The organism is Saccharopolyspora elongata (assembly GCF_004348985.1).
In the GTDB taxonomy this organism is placed as follows: domain Bacteria; phylum Actinomycetota; class Actinomycetes; order Mycobacteriales; family Pseudonocardiaceae; genus Saccharopolyspora; species Saccharopolyspora elongata.
The window spans coordinates 101,634-120,028 of record NZ_SMKW01000024.1 but is presented as its reverse complement, the minus strand read 5'-3'; the positions used below and the strand labels follow the sequence as shown (position 1 = coordinate 120,028).

Sequence of the window (18,395 nt, the reverse complement as noted above, 5' to 3'; positions counted from 1 at the left end):
CCGCAACCACCCTCCGCCGCAAATCCTCTTGCGAGACAGGAGAAAGCCGCTTGACATCAACCACCGCCACCTTCACACCATAACCAACGATCACGCCACATTTGAGTTACCCATCAATAAGTCGGGGCTCCCACAGTCGAGACGGCGCCTGAGGTTCCGCCACCTGCACCGCTACGCAAAATGACGCAAAACTTCACTATTCCTTGCCGATCTCGTCGCGGAGCCGGGCCAGCCGCTGGCGGGACCGGTTGAACTTGGCCTCGAAGTGCTTCTCGAACAGGTCGGTCGGCAGCTCCGGGATCTCCACCGGCTCCGCCGTGCGCTGCTGCGGCGCGACCAGTGCCGGCCGGGGCTCCTCGGGCTTCGGCTCGGACTCCGCCGGTGCCGCCTGATCGGTGCTCGGCCGCCGGGCGATGACCGTCGGCGAGGCCGACCTGGCCGGGGCGTCCGGCGCGCGCAGCGCGTGCTTGCCCTTCGGCGCGATCGCCGCTTCGGAGACACCGCTCTCGGCGAGACGCCGGTTCGCCCGTTGCAGGAGCGGCCAGAAGATCAGCGTGGCCAAGGCGAAGCCGGTGACGAACATCAGCACGAGCAGGTCCACGAGGTGCTCCGATCAGCTCTGCCGGGCGGGTCCGGGGTGCGGGGCGGCGCCGTTGGTGCGCGCCCGTTCGATGGGGATGGTGTAGGTCTGCACGTCCTCGCGCTGTTCGGGCAGTCGCACCGGCTGCTGCTCGACCAGCACGTCCTGGGTGACTTGCCTGGTCTCGTCGTCCGCGATGCTCGGCGCCGTGTTCTGGCCGCGCAGGTCGGCCACGGAGTCGTCCAGCAGCCGGCGGGCGTTGTCCATCGCCGCCAGCACCGAGGTGCGCATCTCCTCCAGCCGGAGCTGCTTGGTGCGGATCTCCTCCAGCGCAGCCAGCCGCCGCTGCTCGGTTTCGGCGTCCCACTCGCCGCACTGCCGGCGGGTGTCCGCGATCAGCGCGTCGGCCGCCTCCTGGGCCTCCGACAGGGTCCGCTTGTACTCGTTGCGGATGTTCTGCCGCAGCCGGTGTTCCCGGGAGCGCAGATCGCTGGCCTTCTGGTCGTGCTCGCGGTGCAGCCGCGCGCGCCTCGATTCGACGTCCGCGACCAGCTCGCTGCACTCGTTGCGCAGCTCGCCCGCGGCACGCTCGGCTTCGCTGATCAGCTCGCGCGCCTCGGTCTCCGCGGTGCCGCGGATGACCTCGGCCTGCCGCCGCGCCCGATCGCGCAGGGTCTGCACCTCTTCTTCGGCGATCGAGAGCATGTTCTGCACGCGCTGGGAGGCGGCGGGCAGTCCGGTGTCGGAGGATTCGATGCGCTTGAGGCGTTCCTCGGCGGCGTCGAGGCTGCGGCGGGTGTCGTCGCAGAGCTTCCGGAGGTCGGAGTTGAGCTGTGCCGCTTCGTTGCGGTCGATGGTGACCAGTCGCAGCTGGTCCTCCAGCAGTTCCAGGTGCTCGATGACCTGGTGGCGGTTGAAGCCTCGGACCTGGATGTCGAATCCCGGCCGGAGGGGCACGACAGAGTCGGCGTCTTCCATTGGTGAACTCCTCTCCGGACGGTGCGGCCGATTCGATAGCTCGGAGAGTAGGGGCGATGGTGGGTGCTCGCCCAGCGGAAAACAACGATCATCACCGGATCAGGTACTGATGATCAGGCGATGAAAACCTCATCGCACTCTCAGTGATCGTGACGTGGATTCGTCCACTGTGCTCATTTCGCACGTTCGGTGACGAGTCCGGGCCGGCCGCGCACCGGGATGCGTCAGTCGGGTGAGGTGCGGTCACGAGATCGGGTAGTCAGGTTAGGCTTCGCTCACAGACCGGAACGGATTGCTGTGCTTAGGGAGCGTTGCGTGACGACTGGAGTCGACCTTGCCGGGCAGCCGCACCAGCGGACCTCGGTGCTGTTGCGGCGGTGGCTGGCCGAGACGCACACCCCGGTCGCTGAGGGGCCGTTGCGGTTGACCATCGGATCGCTGCGCCTGCGCGCGGACGTCGTCTACGACTCGCCGACCGGCGCGCACGGCTTCGGTCCGATCCACGTGCTGGACGCGACGGGCGGGCCGGTCGAGGTGGCCGAGCCGGCGTTGCTCGCGGCCGCGTGCTCCGCCGACGCGCGAGCCCGGGCGCTGCCCGACGCGCCGATCAACGCCGCCGGCTCGGGTTCGCTGCTGGACTGGCTGGTGGACGCCTTGCCGCGCCGCGCGGTCGATCCGCTGGCACTGCCCGAGGACCTGGTCGCGGTGGCCCGCTCGGTCTCCGATGCCGAGGAGGCGCGGCGCTGGTTGTCCTCGCACGTCGAGGGCCGGTTGCTGCCTGCGGTTCGCGGCTGGCAGCCCGGCGACGTCACCGGTGCGACCGCGGCGCTGTTGACGCGTGGCGCGCTGACGGTCATCGGGTTGCTGGGGCGGCGCGGTGTCGTGCACGAGGCGGATCTGCTCGCCGCGCTCGCGGACCGGCTGCGGGCCGTCACCGAGGCGTATCCGGACGTGGAATGGCTGGTCGGGCACTGGTTGACCAGCCCGACGCTGACCGATCTCGCCGCGCTCAACGGGTCCGGGCTGCGGTATCGCGCGGAGTCCGGGGAGATCCGGGTGCAGGCCGTGCCGTTCGAGGTGCGGAACCCGCTGCGGTCGGACGTTCCGGACGTTCCCGGCGTGCCGATCCCGGAGCTGGGCGCGGGCTGGTCGCTGCGGCCGGTCCGGGTCGACGGTGCGGACGGCGGGCCGGACGTCGAGCTGGTGCACCGCTGGATGAACAACGAGCACGTCGCGGTCAACTGGGACCAGGCGTGGCCGGTGGCGCAGTGGCGGGACGAGCTGGCCGGTCAGCTGGCCGGGCAGCATTCGGTGCCGTGCATCGTCGGGCTCGACGGGCGGGATGTCGGATACGTCGAGCTGTACCGGGTGCAGCGCGACAAGCTGGCGCGCTGCTACTCGCACGAGCCGCACGACCTCGGCGTGCACATCGCGATCGGCGAGCCGGATGCGATCGGGCGCGGCGTAGGGTCGGCGCTGCTGCGCGCGGTGGCAGAGGGGTTGCTGGCCGCCGACCGGGAATGCCGGCGGGTCGTCGCCGAACCCAACGTCCACAATGGAGCCTCGGTGGGCGCGTTCGGCAAGGCCGGCTTCGACCGGGCCGCGGAGGTGGGTCTGCCGAACAAGAACTCGGCCCTGATGGTGTTCGCGCGGCCCGCGTCGGGTGAGTAGTCCCACGTCGGTCGATGCGCCTGGCGGCTGTACCGCGAAACGGTTGGGAATTAAGGTAAGCCTTACCTGTTTTGTTGATCGTGGGGAGAGCGATGCCGGGCCGTGCCGACGAGCAACTGCCATTGTCCACCGCGCAGGCGGGGATCTGGTTCGCGCAGCAGCTGGATCGAGCCAACCCGATCTTCAACACCGCCGAGTACGTCGAGGTCCACGGGCCCGTGGACCCGGACCGGTTCGCGTCGGCGCTGCGCCGGGTTGTCGCCGAGGCGGAGACGCTGCGGCTGCGGGTGGTCGACTCCGCCGGTGAGCCGCGGCAGGTCATCGACGAGCCCGACGACTTCGAGCTCCCGGTGATCGACTGCTCGACCGCCGCCGACCCCGAGGCGCACGCGCTTGCCTGGATGCGCGCCGACCTGCGGGAACCCGTCGACCTGACGCGGTCGCGGGCCGATAGCGGCCGGCTGTGGACGGCGGCGCTGCTCAAGCTCGGCGACGAGCGCTGGTGGTGGTACCAGCGGATCCACCACGTGGCCATCGACGGGTACGGCTTCTCCCTGCTGCTCCGGCGGGTCGCCGAGCTGTACGACGAACCGGACGCCGGGCCGTCGCCGTTCGGCCCGCTGAGCTCGCTTCCTGCCGCGGAACGCGACTACCGGGAGTCGCCGAAGTTCGCCGTGGACGCGGAGTTCTGGCGGGAGCAGTTCGCCGACCACCCGGACGTCGTGTCGCTGGCCGGGGATTCGAGCGCCGGCGCGCACTCCTTCCGCCGGCAGACCGGCACCTCCGCGGCGGGGCGCGCGCTGGCGCTCGCCGGGAGCGAGAGCCGCGCGACCGCGACGCACGCGCTCATCGCCGCCTTCGGCGCCTACCTGCACCGGATGACCGGAGCCGCGGACGTGGTGCTCGGGCTGCCGGTGATGGGGCGGCTCGGGTCGGCGGGGTTGCTGCGGGTGCCCGGCATGGTCGTCAACGTGCTGCCGCTGCGGCTGCGGATCGCCCCGGACACCACGCGCGCCGAGCTGATCTCGCAGGTCGGCAAGGCCATGCGCGAGGTGCACAAGCACCAGCGCTACCGCGGCGAAGACCTGCGCCGGGACCTCGGGCTGCTGGGCTCGGACCGGCCGCTGTTCGGGCCGCTGATCAACATCAAGTCCTTCGACTACGAGCTGGCCTTCGACGGCAGCCCGGCGACCGTGCACAACCTCGCGGCCGGGCCGGTCGACGACCTGACCGTCGCGGCGTACCCGACCGGCGACGACGAGCTGCGGTTCGAGTTCGACGCCAACCCGGATCGCTATGGCGAGCCGGAGCTCACCGCGCACCGCGAACGGTTCCTGCGCTTCCTCCAGGCGTTCGCGGACTGCGCCGGCGACACCCCGGTCGGCCGGATCGACCTGCTCTCGCCGCAGGAGCGCGACCGGATCCTCGACGAGTGGAACGCGCCGATCCCGGGCATCCGGGAACAGCCCGCGGCGACCCTGCCGCAGCTGTTCGAGGAGCAGGCGATGCGCACACCGGACGCGGTCGCGGTCACGTTCGGCGACCAGCGCCTCACCTACGCCGAGCTCGACGCGCAGGCCAACCAGCTCGCGCACCACCTCATCGACCACGGCGTCGGGCCGGAGCAGCTGGTCGCGCTGGCGCTGCCGCGCTCCGCCGAGCTGGTCGTGGCGCTGCTGGCGGTGCTGAAGGCCGGTGCCGCGTACCTGCCGCTGGACCCGGGGCACCCCGCCGAGCGGCTCCGCTACATCGTCGGCGACGCGCAGCCGACCGTGCTGATCAGCGATGCCGACCACGCGGCGCGGCTGCCGGAGGGCACCACGCGCATCCTGCTGGACGACCCGGACGAGATCGCGGAGATCGCCCGGCATTCGCAACGCGACCCGAAGTCGGGCGAGCGCGGGCCGCTGACCGCCGAGCACGCCGCCTACGTGATCTACACCTCCGGCTCGACCGGGCGGCCCAAGGGCGTGGCGATCCCGCACCACAACGTGGTCCGGCTCTTCGGCGCCACCGACCCGTGGTTCTCCTTCGGCGCCGACGACGTCTGGACGCTGTTCCACTCCTACGCCTTCGACTTCTCCGTCTGGGAGCTGTGGGGCGCGCTGCTGCACGGCGGCCGGCTCGTGGTGGTCCCGCACGAGGTCAGCCGGTCGCCGCAGGAGTTCCTGCGGCTGCTGGCCCGCGAACGCGTGACCGTGCTCAACCAGACGCCTTCGGCGTTCTACCAGCTCAGCCAGGCCGACCGGGAGAACCCGGGCACCGAGCTGGCGCTGCGGTACGTGATCTTCGGCGGCGAGGCGCTGGAACTGTCCAGGTTGGACGACTGGTACGCCCGGCGGCCGGAATCGCCGAAGCTGATCAACATGTACGGGATCACCGAGACCACCGTGCACGTGTCCTACGTGGAGCTCGACCGCGAGGCGGTGGCCCGCCGCGACGGCAGCCTGATCGGCCGTGGCATTCCGGACCTGCGGGTGTACCTGCTCGACGGGCTGCTGCAGCCGGTGCCGCCGGGCGTGGTCGGCGAGCTGTACGTGGCCGGCGAAGGCCTGGCCCGCGGCTACCTCGGGCGGCGCGGGCTGACCGCGCAGCGGTTCGTCGCGGACCCGCACGGCGCGCCGGGCACCCGCATGTACCGCTCCGGCGACCTGGGCAGGTGGCGGCCGGACGGCGGCATCGAGTTCGTCGGCCGCGCCGACCAGCAGGTCAAGGTGCGCGGGTTCCGCATCGAGCTCGGCGAGATCGAGGCGCAGCTGCTCGCGCACCCGGCGGTGCGGCAGGCCGCCGTCGTGGTGCGCGAGGACCAGCCGGGCGACCAGCGGCTGGTCGGCTACGTGGTCGGCGCGGCCGCGGCGAGCGAACTGCGCGGGCACCTGGCGGAGCGGCTGCCGGGCTACATGGTGCCGTCGGCCTTCGTGCCGGTGGACGAGATCCCGTTGACGGCCAACGGGAAGCTGGACATCCGGGCGTTGCCCGCGCCGGACTTCGGCGGGGATGCCGGTGGCCGGGAACCGCGCGACGCCGTCGAGGAGGCGCTGTGCCGGTTGTTCGCCGAGGTGCTCGGCGTCCGCGGGGTCGGCATCGACGACGGGTTTTTCGAGCTGGGCGGGCATTCCCTGCTGGCCGCGCGGTTGCTGGCGCGGGTGCGCACCGAGCTCGGTGCGGAGCTGACCATCCGCAGCCTCTTCGACCATCCGACCGTCGCGGGTCTCGCCGCGCAGCTCGGAACGGGTGCGCGACGGCCCGCGCTGCGGCCGGTGCAACGGCCGGAGCAGATCCCGCTTTCGTTCGCGCAGCAGCGCTTGTGGTTCCTGAACCGGTTGGAAGGCAGCAGCGCCACCTACAACATGCCGCTGGTGCTGAGGATGTCCGGCGAGCTGGACGTGGCGGCGCTGCGCGCGGCCATCGGCGACGTCGTGCGCCGGCACGAGAGCCTGCGCACGATCTTCCCGGACGAGCTCGGCGAGCCGCGCCAGCAGGTGCTCGACACCGTGCCCGAGCTGACGGTGGTCCGGGTCCCGGCCTCTGGTGATCCGCAATTTCCATTGAAATCGAACCCTCGATTTCCATTGAAATTGCGGGACTCCGCGGGGGTGGAGCGGGTTGCCGGCATTGATGACGAGCTCGAAGCCGCGGTTCGGCGGGGGTTCGACCTGGCCGAGGAGCCGCCGATCCGGACAGTGCTGTTCACGGCATCCGAACCGGCCCGGGAGCGCGGCGAGCACCTGCTGCTCGTGCTGCTGCACCACGTGGCCGGTGACGAGTGGTCCACTCGACCGCTGGTGCGCGACCTGTCGACCGCCTATGCCGCGCGGGTGGCGGGCACGGCCCCGGAGTGGCCGGATCTTCCCGTGCAGTACGTGGATTACACGCTCTGGCAGCGGGAACTGCTCGGGGACGAGGCCGACCCGGACGGGCTCGCGGGGCGGCAGCTGGCGTTCTGGCGGCAGGCCCTCGCAGATCTGCCCGACCAGCTGGAGCTGCCCACCGACTTCCCGCGCCCGGCGGTGTCCAGCCACCGGGGCGGGACGGTGCGGTTCGAGCTCGATCCCGCCCTGCACCAGCGGCTCCGGCGGCTGGCGGGCGAGCACCGGGCCAGCGTGTTCATGGTGCTGCAGGCCGGGCTGGCGGCGCTGCTGACCAGGCACGGCGCGGGAACCGACATCCCGATCGGGTCGCCGGTGGCCGGTCGCGGCGACGACTCGCTCGACGATCTGGTCGGCTTCTTCGTCAACAGCCTCGTGCTGCGCACCGACACCTCAGGGGAGCCGAGCTTCGCCGAGCTGGTCGACCGGGTGCGGCAGGTCGACCTGGCCGCGTTCGACAACGCGGAGCTGCCGTTCGAGCGGCTCGCCGAGGTGCTCAACCCGGCTCGTTCGCTGTCCCGGCACCCGCTGTTCCAGGTGATGCTCGCGTACTGGGGCGCGGCCGAGGCAGTCGCGGCGGACCTGCCCGGGATCGAGACCACAGTGGACACCGTGCCCGCCGGGGCGGCCAAGTTCGACCTGGCGTTCAGCCTCAGCGAGCGCGCCGACGGCGGGTCCGACGGACTGGTGCAGTACAGCACCGACCTGTTCACCGAGCGCACCGTCGAAGACCTGGCCGCGCGGTTCGTCCGGCTGCTCGCGGCCGCCGTCGAAGACCCGGCGGCGCCGATCGGACGCCTGGACGTCCTGGGCGATGCGGCCCGGCAGGAGGTGCTGGCCTGGGGCGACGCCGCCGCCGATGTGGCCGCGGCCGGGACCTTCCCGGAGCTGTTCGCCGAGCAGGTCGCGCGGGAGCCGGACAAGCCCGCGCTGATCTTCGACGACGTGGAGCTCAGCTACCGCGAGCTCGACCGGCGGGTGACCGAGCAGGCGCGGCTGCTGGCCGAGCACGGCGTCGGCCCGGGCGACATCGTCGGCGTGCTGCTGCCCCGCTCACCGGAGCTGATCATCGGCCTGCTCGCGGTGATGACCGCCGGCGCGGCGTACCTGGCGCTCGACCCGGAGTACCCGGCGGAGCGGCTGCGGCACATGGTCGAGGACGCGAAGCCGCGCCTGGTGCTCACCGACGATCTCCGCGCCGACCTACCAACAACCTTGCTGAGCTGCGAAGACAGTCCTAAGGGCGGTTTCGAAAGCGGTTTGCGTAGCGGCGCCGGTAGCGGAACCTCAGACGCCGCCTCGACTGCGGGATCCCCGACTCATGTATGTCCAATACACCACGCTGGGGCTGTCCTCGCGAGGACGACGTCTGAGAACCCGCGGCGGTGCGAGCTGAGTCCCACACCGCAAGCGGCTGACGCCGCTTATAAAGCAGACGCTGCAGGAAAGGAACTTCTGCCGAGGCCGGGGCTGGACGACGCGGCGTACGTCATCTACACCTCCGGTTCCACCGGCACCCCGAAGGGCGTCGTCGTGCCGCACCGCGGCATCGCCAAGCTGCTCGCCACCCAGCGCCACCGGGTCGGCATCACCGCCGACAGCCGGGTGCTGCAGTTCGCCTCGCCGAGCTTCGACGTTGCGTTCTGGGAGATCTGCATGGGATTGCTCGGCGGCGGCACCCTCGTCGTGGTGCCCTCCGACCTGCGGGTGCCGGGCGAACCGCTCGCGGCGTACGCGCGGCGGCACCGCGTCACGCACCTGGCGATCGGGCCGTCGATGATGGGCATGTTCCCGGCCGACACCGAGCTGCCGCCGAACGCAACCTTGTTGTGCGGGGCCGAGAAGGTGCCGTCCGAGCTGGTGCTGAGGTGGGCGCGGGACCGGCGGATGCTCAACTGCTACGGGCCGACCGAGGCCACCGTCAACTCGACGCTGTGGGACTGCGATCCCGATGGCGTCGGCAGCACGGTGCCGATCGGCGTGCCCGACCCGGGAGCCCGGCTCTACGTGCTGGACGAGGCGCTCCAGCCCACGCCGCCCGGCGTGGTCGGCGAGCTCTACGTCGCCGGGCACGGTTTGGCGCGCGGCTACCTCGACCGGCCGGGCCTGACCGCCGGGCGGTTCGTCGCCGACCCGTTCGGGCCGCCCGGTGCCCGCATGTACCGCACCGGTGACCTGGTGCGCTGGCGGGCCGACGGCGTGCTGGACTTCGCCGGGCGCGCGGACGACCAGGTGAAGATCCGCGGGTTCCGCATCGAGCTCGGCGAGGTCGAGGGGGTGCTGGCCAGGCATCCCGATGTCGTGCAGGTCGCGGCCGTGGTCCGTCAGGACGTCCCGGGCGACAAGCGGCTCGTAGCCTACGTCGTCGGCGGCGGTGACCCGGCCGAGCTGCGGCGGCACGTGGGGGAGTCGCTGCCGGACTACATGGTGCCCGCGGCGGTGGTGTTCGTCGACGCGTTGCCGTTGCTGCCCAACGGGAAGCTCGACCGCCGGGCGCTGCCCGCGCCGGACCTCGGCGAATCCGTCGGCAACGAGATGCCGCGCAACCCGACCGAGGAAATCCTCTGCGGGTTGTTCGCCGAGGTGCTCGGGCTGCCGCGGGTCGGCGTCGAGGACAGCTTCTTCGACCTCGGCGGGCATTCGCTGCTGGCCGCCAAGCTGATCGGCCGCATCCGCGACGCGCTGGGCCTGCGCGTCAACGTCGGCAGCCTCTTCGCCGCGCCGACCGTGGCCGGTCTCGCGGAGCGGCTGCACAGCGGGGGATCGCGCGACGCGCTGGAGATCCTGCTGCCGCTGCGCACCGAGGGCGGCAAGGAACCGCTGTTCTGCGTGCACCCGGCGGCCGGGCTGGCCTGGCCGTTCTCCGGGCTGCTCAAGCACATCGACGCCGAGCGGCCGATCTACGGCGTCCAGTCGCGCGGGCTCGCCGAACCGAAGCCCGTCGCGGCGAGCCTGCGGGAGATGGCCGCCGAGTACCTGGAGCACATCCGGGAGGTGCAGCCGCACGGGCCGTACCACTTCCTCGGCTGGTCCTTCGGCGGCGTCGTCGCGCACGAGATGAGCACCCAGCTGCAGGAACAGGGCGAAGAGGTGCGGTTCCTGTGCATGCTCGACTCGTACCCGAAGGACGTGTGGGACGAGCTGCCCACCGAGGAAGAAGCGCTGATGGCGCTGCTCTACATGGCCGGCTACGACCTCTCCGAACTGGGTGACGGGCCGCTGACCAGGGCGGCCGTGATGGAGATCCTGTCGGCCGAGGGCAGCGCGCTGGCCAACCTCGAAGAGCACAGCATCACGGCGATCATCGACAACTTCGCCAACTGCGCGGTGCTGGAGAACCGCGCCGACCACGACAAGTTCCGCGGCAACGTGCTGTTCTTCACCGCCACGGTCAACCCGGCCAAGGCCGAGCTGACCGCGCAGATGTGGCAGCCGTACGTCGATGGCGCGGTGCACAACCACGACATCGCCTGCGAGCACAAGGACATGACGCAACGCGAACCGCTCGCGGAGATCGCGGCGATCGTCGACCGAGCCTTGACCGAGGTCACCACGTGACGGCCACCGGGAGCGTCAAGGGCCCGCTGTTTTCGCTGGTCACCCTTCGTGCGCGTGGTGGAGCGCCATAGCGATCCAAAACGCTCACGAGACCACCGCGGCCGGTGGGAGTTCAACACTGCAAGGAGCACGACCATGACCAACCCGTTCGACGCCCCCGACGCGGAGTACTACGCGCTGATCAACGATCAGGACCAGTACTCGCTGTGGCCCGCCGCGATGGACGTGCCCGCCGGGTGGAGCGTCGCGCACGGCCCCGCCGACCGGGAGTCCTGCGTCGACCACATCGAGGTGAACTGGACCGACATGCGGCCCGCGCGCTGATGGCGACGGTGTTGCGCGGCGTACGCCCGCAGGTCGCGGTGTGCGTCTGCTACGTGGCGGCGATGTTCATGAACGGCATGGACGCCACGATCGTCAACGTGGCGCTGCCCGCGATCGGCGCCGAGTTCGCCGTTCCGCCCTCCGCGACCTCGGCGATCAACGTCGGCTACCTGGTCAGCCTCGCGGCGTGCATCCCGGTCTCCGGCTGGCTCGGCGACCGCTTCGGCACGAAACGGGTCTTCCTCGGTGCTTTCGCGGCGTTCGTCGTCGCGTCGGCGCTCTGCGGGCTGGCCACCGACCTGACGCAGCTGACCCTCGCGCGGGTGCTGCAGGGCGCCGGTGGTGGGGTGCTGAGCCCGGTGGCGCTGACCATGCTGTTCCGGGCCTATCCGCCGCACGAGCGGATCCGGCTGTCCCGCGTGCTGCTGCTGCCGACGGCGGTGGCCCCCGCGCTCGGCCCGGTGCTGGGCGGCTTCTTCGTCGAGCACCTCACCTGGCGCTGGGGCTTCTACGTGAACCTGCCGGTCGGGCTGCTGGCCCTGCTGTTCGGCGCGTGGTTCCTGGCCGAGCACGTGGAGGCGCCCGAGAAGCGCTTCGACGGGCTCGGATTCGCCCTGGCCGCACCGGGGCTTGGGCTGGTCATGTTCGCGCTGGAGGCGGTGTCGCAGACCGGCCCCGCCTCGCCGCACTTCTGGGCCTGCGGACTGGCCGGGATCGGCTGCCTCGCGGTGCTGGTCCGGACGCAGTTGCGGGCCGCGCAGCCGATGCTCGACCTGAAGCTGTTCGCCGACGCGTCGTTCCGGCGCGGCAGCCTGATCCTGTTCACCTGCGTCGCCGGATTCCTCGGCACGCTCTACGGATTCACGCTGATGTACCAGTCGGGGCTGGGCGCTTCGGCGTGGGAGACCGGGCTGGTGACGCTGCCGAAGGCGATCGGGCTGATGATCGCCTCGCAGCTGGTCGGCTGGGCGCACCGCAGGTTCGGGCCGCGGTGGCTGATCGCGACCGCGATGCTCGGTGCCGCGGCGTCGTTCGCGCTGATGAACGCGATCGGCCCCGGCGACGCCTGGCTCGCCGCGGCCGTCCAGCTGGCCTCGGGCTTCTTCGTCGGCGCGGCCTCCGCCGAGCTGCAGGTCGTCGCCTTCGCGACGATCGACAAGTCCGCGACCGGCGGGGCCTCGACGCTGTTCAACGTCCAGCGCCAGATCGGGTCCGCGCTGGGCGTGGCGATCACCGCTTCCGTGCTGGCCGCCGTCGGCACCGACGGGCTCGGCGGCTACCACCTGGCGATGCTGGTGTCGGCCGGATTCGCGCTGGTGGGCGTGATCCTCGCGGCGCGCATCGAGGATTCCGCACCGCTGGGCCGAAAACTCGTCGCCGCGCGGCGGTAGAGATCTGAGCCACCGCGGGGAAGACAACGACCGACGTCTATGGTTAGGTTAGCCTTAACTGACATGATCACGGGTGGCAGGAAGGAATGCATGACCGATGGGTACCGCGGATCGACTCCGGCGCAAGCGGCCACCGGCACGCGACCTGCAAGTGCTGCGCACGGCTGAACTCAGCCCGTCGATGCGGCGGATCACCCTGGGCGGGGCCGAGCTCTCGGGATTCCTGGACGAGCACACCGGCCCGAACATCAAGGTCTTCGTTCCGCAGCAGGGGCAGCAGAGCCCGGTGCTGCCCGTGATCGACGAGGACACCGGCCGCTACCGGTGGCCGGAGCAGCACGAGCGGCCGACCATGCGCACCTACACCGTGCGCCGCTACGACGAGGCCAGCGGCGAGCTCGACGTCGACTTCGTGCTGCACGGCGAGCACGGCGTGGCCTCCAACTGGGCTCGGCGGGCCCGGCCGGGCGACCGGATCGGCGTGATGGGGCCGGGCGGCAAGACCTGTCGGCCCGCCGACTGGTACCTGCTGGCCGGCGACGAGACCGCGCTGCCCGCGATCTCCGCGATCGTCGAGAACCTGCCTCCCACCGCGCGCGGCCAGGTGTTCGTCGAAGTCGGCGACTCCGCCGACCAGCAGCACGTCGAGACGCCGCTGGACATGCAGTGGACCTGGCTGCCCAGGGAAGGCGCGGTGGCCGGTCGTTCGCGGCGGCTGATCGACGCCGTGCAAGAGCTGGAAATGCCGTCGGACGTGGACGTTTCGGCGTGGGTCGCGGGAGAATCCGGAATCGTCCGCGGCATCCGGCAACACCTGCGCGCGGACCGCGGCATGGACGCGCACTCCGTCCTCGCCATCGGTTACTGGAAGTACGGCATGGCCGAAACGGAATACCACGACAAGCACAACCACGACCGGGACTGACGACCCGGTCCGGGCCCCGGCGCGATCCAGCGGATTTCGCCGGTAGATCCGGGTGCCCGCGAAACGGTGCCGGCGAAGCTGAGGGGAAGACGTGTCTGCGGTCGACGACAAAATCCACGACGTGCTGGGAATCGGGTTCGGACCGTCCAACCTGGCGCTGGCCATCGCCATCGAGGAGCACAACCGCACCGCGCCGGGGTCAGACCGGCTCGACGGCGTGTTCTTCGAACGGAAGGCCGCGTTCGGGTGGCACCAGGGAATGCTGATCGAGGGCACCACCATGCAGGTGTCGTTCCTCAAGGACCTGGTCACGATGCGCAATCCGGCCAGCGACTTCTCGTTCCTCTCGTACTTGCACGACAAGCAGCGGCTGGTCGACTTCATCAACCACAAGACGATGTTCCCGACCCGCGTCGAGTACCACGACTACCTGGAATGGGCCGCGGCCCGGCTCGACGACGTCGTGCGCTACGACTCCGAGGTCGTCGAGATCCGGCCCGGGGGAGAGCACTTCGAGGTGGTCGTCCGGCACGGCGGCCGGACGGCGGTGCACCGGGCGCGCAACGTCGTGCTCGCGGTGGGGCTCGAAGCGAACCTGCCTGCGGGCGCGGAGCTCGGCGACCGGGTGTGGCACAACCTGGATCTGCTGCACCGCGTCGGCGAGCTCGCCGACGAGCCGCGGCGCTGCGTCGTCGTCGGTGCCGGGCAGAGCGCCGCCGAGGCCACCGAGTACCTGCACCGGACGTTCCCCGCCGCCGAGGTGTGCTCGGTGTTCAGCCGGTACGGGTTCAGCCCCGCCGACGACAGCCCGTTCGCCAACCGGATCTTCGACCCGCAGGCGGTGGACGACTTCTACGCGGCGTCCCCGGAGGTCCGCGGCGACCTGATGAACTACCACCGCAACACCAACTACTCGGTGGTCGACCTCGACCTCATCGAGGAGCTGTACTCGCGGGCGTACCAGGAGAAGGTGCGCGGCGAGCAGCGGCTGCGGATCCTCAACGCCTCCCGCGTCACCGACGTATCGACGCGTTCGGACGGCGTGGCGGTCACCGTCGAGTTCCTGCCCTCGGGCGAGCGGACGGTGCTGGAGTCCGACCTGCTCGTGTACGCGACCGGGTGCCGCCCGCGCGATCCGTTCGGGATCCTCGGCGAGGCCGCCCGGTACTGCGCCCGCGACGACCAGGGCCGGTTGCAGGTGGAACGCGACTACCGGATCCGCACCACCGCCGATCTCGAGGGCGGCATCTACCTCCAGGGCGGCACCGAGCACACGCACGGCCTCACGTCGTCGTTGCTGTCGAACGGTGCGGTCCGGGCGGGCGAGATCCGCGATTCGATCATCACGCGCCGCCCGGCGCCGGAAACCACCCGCGACTACGTCCTGACCCCAGGCTGAAAGCGCGGCCGCGGGTTTCCGATTTTGCCTAAAATTGGGAACCCGAGAGCCGCGCCAGTGCGGAATGCCGGTCTCGTGCGTTCCCGATTTTGCCTAAAATTGGGAACTTCCGAACGCCGCCGTGCGGATTTCCGGGTCGGGTCGGATTCCGATTTTGCCTAAAATTGGGCGTCTTGGACCCCGCATCGGTCGGAAGCGTGTCGCCGCGGGGGTTGTAATCGCGGGCACAGCGGGCGTGGCCGGGGAACAAGGGTGCCGGCCCGGTGGTTGGGCTTGGCGATGGAGACCGATGTGACGCCGGAGCGCGCCGAGGGCAGCGCGACCTCCCCGCAGGACGATCCGATCAGGGGCGTCGCCCGCGGCGATTCGCCCGTGCCCTTGTCCGTGCTCGACCTGTCCACGGTAGGCGTCGCGCACAGCCCGGCCGATGCCTTGAATACCACCACCGAGCTGGCCCGCGGCGTCGAGCAGTGGGGATTCCACCGGCTGTGGGTCGCCGAGCACCACGGCATGCCCGGCATCGCCAGCTCCGCGCCCGCCGTGGTGATCGCGCACCTCGCCGCGCACACCAGCAGCCTGCGCCTGGGCTCCGGCGGCGTCATGCTGCCCAACCACGCGCCGCTGGTCGTCGCCGAGCAGTTCGGCACCCTGCAGGCGCTGCACCCCGGCCGCATCGACCTCGGCATCGGCCGCGCGCCCGGCACCGACCAGGCCACCGCCCGCGCCCTGCGGCGCACCACCGGGCCGCTGTCCGTCGATGACTTCCCGCAGCAGCTCGGCGAGCTGATCGCCTTCCTCGGCGACGACTTCCCGGTCGACCACCCCTACGCCGCGATCCAGTCCGTGCCGCACGGCCCCACGCCGCCGATCTGGCTGCTCGGTTCCAGCGGGTTCAGCGCACAGCTGGCCGGCGAGCTCGGCCTGCCGTTCGCCTTCGCGCACCACTTCAGCGCGCAGAACACGGTGCCCGCGCTGGAGCTCTACCGGCGGTCGTTCAGGCCCTCGGAGGTGCTGGACGAGCCGTATGCGCTGATCGGAGTGCAGACCGTCGCCGCCGACAGCGACGAGGAGGCGCTGGACATCATCCGCCCGGTCGCGCTGAGCATGCTGCGGCTGCGGCGCGGCATGCCCGGCAAGCAGCCGTCCCGCCGGGAAGCCCGCGAGTACCCGTACTCCGAGCTGGAGCGGAGCTTCCTCGACAGCTGGCTGGCCGACGCCGTGCACGGCGCGCCGGACACCGTCCGGGCCGGGCTTGATGAGCTGCGCGAACGCACCGGCGCCGACGAGCTGATGCTGACCGCCAACGTCCCGGACCGGGACACCAAGCTGCACTCCTTCGAGCTGATCGCCAAGGCGTACCGGATGATCTGACGCCTCGCCGGTTCTCGCTTCAAGCGGCGCAGCCGCGTCGGAGGTTCCGCTACGGGACCACGTACGCAAAATGACCACGAGAACAGGTCAAAGGTGGGCGCCGCCACTCTGCACGAGGTCCGGCGCAGGTCCTCCGAGCGTGTGGCGTACGGTCTATTGACACCGGTCTTTCCAAGCACGAGGCGGGATTGAGGGATTGGCGTGAAGCCTGGTGTGCTGGCGTTCTACCGGATCATGGTGTACGTCACCGCGGTGCTGTTGATCCTGCTTTGCGCGTCGATGGTGCTGAAGTACGGCCATTTCGCCGGTCTGTGGGCGGAGGGTTCCGCTACCCAGCAGCTCGGCGAGACGTGGACCTTCCGGATCGGCGTGGCGCACGGCTGGCTGTACATGGTCTACCTGCTCGTCGCCGTGGTCGCCACCACCCAGCTCCGCGCGCCGATCGGCCGGATGCTGCTGGTGCTGCTGGCCGGCACGATCCCGTTCGGCGCGTTCGTCGCCGAGCGCAAGGTGACGCACTGGCACGAGCTGCGGATGGCGGGCAAACCGATCGTCAAGCCCGCGAAGTCGGAGGAATCGCGCGCCTCATGACAGCCATCCCCTCTTCTGCCGCCCCCGAATCCGCCCCGCCCGCCGGTCGCCGGCGCGGCGTGCTGGCGGCCTACGTGGCGTTGACCAAGCCGCGCGTCATCGAGCTGCTTCTGGTCACCACGATCCCCGCGATGTTCCTCGCGCAGCGCGGCATCCCGTCGCTGTGGCTGGTGGCCGTGACGCTGCTCGGCGGCGCCATGTCGGCCGGGGCCGCGAACGCCCTCAACTGCGTGGCGGACTCCGACATCGACGCGGTGATGAACCGGACCAAGAAGCGCCCGCTGGTGCGCTACGAGGTGCCGCGCCGCAACGCCCTGATCTTCGGCATCGTGCTGGGCCTGGTGTCCTTCGCCGTGCTGTGGCTGGGCGCGAACCTGCTGTCGGCGATCCTGGCCACGGCCGCGCTGCTGTTCTACGTCTTCGTCTACACGCTGGTGCTCAAGCGCCGGACCTCGCAGAACATCGTGTGGGGCGGCGCGGCCGGCTGCATGCCCGTGGTGGTCGGCTGGGCCGCCGTCACCGGCAAGGTGGAGTGGCCGGCGCTGGTGATGTTCGGCGTGGTGTTCCTGTGGACGCCGCCGCACTTCTGGTCGCTGGCGATGAAGTACAAGGACGACTACGCGCGAGCCGGGGTGCCGATGCTGCCGGTGGTCGCGACCACGCGGCAGGTGTCCGCGCGGATCCTGGCCTACAGCTGGGCGACGGTGGGCTGCACGCTGCTGCTGGTGCCGGTGACGAGCTGGGTGTACGTGGCGTTCGCGGTGCTCGCCGGGGCGGCGTTCCTGATCGTCGCGCAGCGGATGCACGCGGCGGTGCGCAACGGCCGGGCCTACAACCCGATGAAGCTGTTCCACCTGTCGAACTCGTACCTGGCGCTGCTGTTCGTGGCGATCGCCGTGGACGCCGCGGTCGGCCTTCCGGCGCTGGTCTGAGCCGCCGTCACAGACGTTGTTTTGAAGCGGCGCAGCCGCTTAGCCCGCCTATGCAACTTGCACCGCCGCGGGTTCACGGTGCCCACCCCTCTGGGGTTCTCCCAGCGAGGACAGCCCCGACGCGTCGTATTGGTGCTCTAGAGCCGCAGGTGCAGGCGGAGGGCGTTGTCGAGGTTCTCGAGGGTCTTGCGCGGTAGCGTTCCGATCCGGTTGCCGAGGCGGTTCACCGCCACCGCCCGGATCTGCTCGGCCTGGGCCTTCGAGTCCTTGGGCAGGCCGCATTCGTCGGCCCGCAGGAGCACCTGGAACGGGTGGACCCGGTCCACGTTGGACGTCACCGGTACGACGGTGATCACCCCGCGGCCCGCGCGCTGGGCGCTGCGGTTCGCGGCGTCGTTGCTGATCACGACCGCAGGCCGGGTCTTGTTGGCCTCCGAGTCGCGGATCGGTTCGAAGTCGACCCAGTAGAGGTCACCGCGACGCATCGGCGATCCCGTCGGCGGCCGTCGCGTCCCACAGCAGCGCGTCGTCGCCGGCGTCCCACTCCTCCCAGGCGCTGGCGTAGGCATCTTCCAGATCGGCGCTGCGCAGCAGGTTGATCGCTTGGTGGATCACCGCCGAGCGGGAGGGCGCGCCGATCTGCTGGGCGTACTCGTCGACGAAGCTGACGTCTTCGTCGGTCAGACTCACACTCACCTTCATACCGCGATGCTACCCGTGTTCCCACTCCTCGTCATACCGATCGAGGGGGCTGTTCCGGAGGCGCGTTCCGGCAGGCTCCGGGCCGTGAGTGCTTTGGGCGCGAT

General features: G+C 70.7%; 13 protein-coding genes. 9 read left to right on the top strand and 4 right to left on the bottom strand.

Annotated elements, in window-relative coordinates:
* Positions 1 to 196: 196 nt before the first annotated feature.
* Complete coding sequence (locus tag E1288_RS19440) at positions 197 to 601, bottom strand: hypothetical protein (RefSeq protein WP_132487065.1); 405 nt, start codon at positions 599 to 601, stop codon at positions 197 to 199.
* 12 nt (positions 602 to 613) lie between these two features.
* Entirely contained in the window at positions 614 to 1,558 is a 945-nt protein-coding gene (locus E1288_RS19435) for a hypothetical protein (protein ID WP_132487063.1), read from the bottom strand.
* 315 nt (positions 1,559 to 1,873) lie between these two features.
* Here E1288_RS19435 and E1288_RS19430 point away from each other — a divergent pair, with 315 nt between their 5' ends.
* From E1288_RS19430 to E1288_RS19390, 9 genes are all read left to right on the top strand, one after another.
* On the top strand, positions 1,874 to 3,229 hold the full coding sequence (locus tag E1288_RS19430; protein WP_235883665.1) for a GNAT family N-acetyltransferase: 1,356 nt from the start codon (positions 1,874 to 1,876) through the stop codon (positions 3,227 to 3,229).
* Between the two features lie 92 nt (positions 3,230 to 3,321).
* Positions 3,322 to 10,656, top strand: coding sequence for an amino acid adenylation domain-containing protein (locus tag E1288_RS19425; RefSeq protein ID WP_132487061.1), 7,335 nt, complete (start codon positions 3,322 to 3,324; stop codon positions 10,654 to 10,656).
* Positions 10,657 to 10,791: 135 nt separating this feature from the next.
* On the top strand, positions 10,792 to 10,980 hold the full coding sequence (locus tag E1288_RS19420) for an MbtH family protein (RefSeq protein ID WP_132487059.1): 189 nt from the start codon (positions 10,792 to 10,794) through the stop codon (positions 10,978 to 10,980).
* Positions 10,980 to 12,371, top strand: coding sequence for a DHA2 family efflux MFS transporter permease subunit (locus E1288_RS19415; protein WP_132487057.1), 1,392 nt, complete (start codon positions 10,980 to 10,982; stop codon positions 12,369 to 12,371). The genes E1288_RS19420 and E1288_RS19415 overlap by 1 nt, the downstream gene beginning before the upstream one ends.
* 97 nt (positions 12,372 to 12,468) lie before the next feature.
* Entirely contained in the window at positions 12,469 to 13,296 is an 828-nt protein-coding gene (locus tag E1288_RS19410; protein WP_132487055.1) for a siderophore-interacting protein, read from the top strand.
* A 91-nt stretch (positions 13,297 to 13,387) separates the two neighbouring features.
* Positions 13,388 to 14,695: a lysine N(6)-hydroxylase/L-ornithine N(5)-oxygenase family protein gene (locus tag E1288_RS19405; RefSeq protein WP_132487053.1), complete on the top strand. Its 1,308-nt coding sequence runs from the start codon at positions 13,388 to 13,390 to the stop codon at positions 14,693 to 14,695.
* A gap of 279 nt (positions 14,696 to 14,974) precedes the next feature.
* Positions 14,975 to 16,066 carry an LLM class flavin-dependent oxidoreductase gene (locus E1288_RS19400; protein WP_132487051.1) on the top strand — a complete coding sequence of 364 codons (1,092 nt, stop codon included), beginning with the start codon at positions 14,975 to 14,977 and terminating at the stop codon, positions 16,064 to 16,066.
* Positions 16,067 to 16,267: 201 nt separating this feature from the next.
* Entirely contained in the window at positions 16,268 to 16,657 is a 390-nt protein-coding gene (locus E1288_RS19395; protein WP_132487049.1) for a DUF3817 domain-containing protein, read from the top strand.
* The gene (locus tag E1288_RS19390; RefSeq protein ID WP_132487047.1) at positions 16,654 to 17,589 is read left to right on the top strand and encodes a heme o synthase; all 936 of its coding nucleotides are present in this window, start codon (positions 16,654 to 16,656) and stop codon (positions 17,587 to 17,589) included. The genes E1288_RS19395 and E1288_RS19390 overlap by 4 nt, the downstream gene beginning before the upstream one ends.
* A gap of 137 nt (positions 17,590 to 17,726) precedes the next feature.
* On the opposite strand, the gene E1288_RS19385 is transcribed toward E1288_RS19390, so the two are convergent.
* Positions 17,727 to 18,074: a type II toxin-antitoxin system PemK/MazF family toxin gene (locus E1288_RS19385; RefSeq protein WP_132487045.1), complete on the bottom strand. Its 348-nt coding sequence runs from the start codon at positions 18,072 to 18,074 to the stop codon at positions 17,727 to 17,729.
* Complete coding sequence (locus tag E1288_RS19380) at positions 18,061 to 18,291, bottom strand: ribbon-helix-helix domain-containing protein (protein WP_132487043.1); 231 nt, start codon at positions 18,289 to 18,291, stop codon at positions 18,061 to 18,063. The genes E1288_RS19385 and E1288_RS19380 overlap by 14 nt, the downstream gene beginning before the upstream one ends.
* Positions 18,292 to 18,395 lie beyond the last annotated feature (104 nt).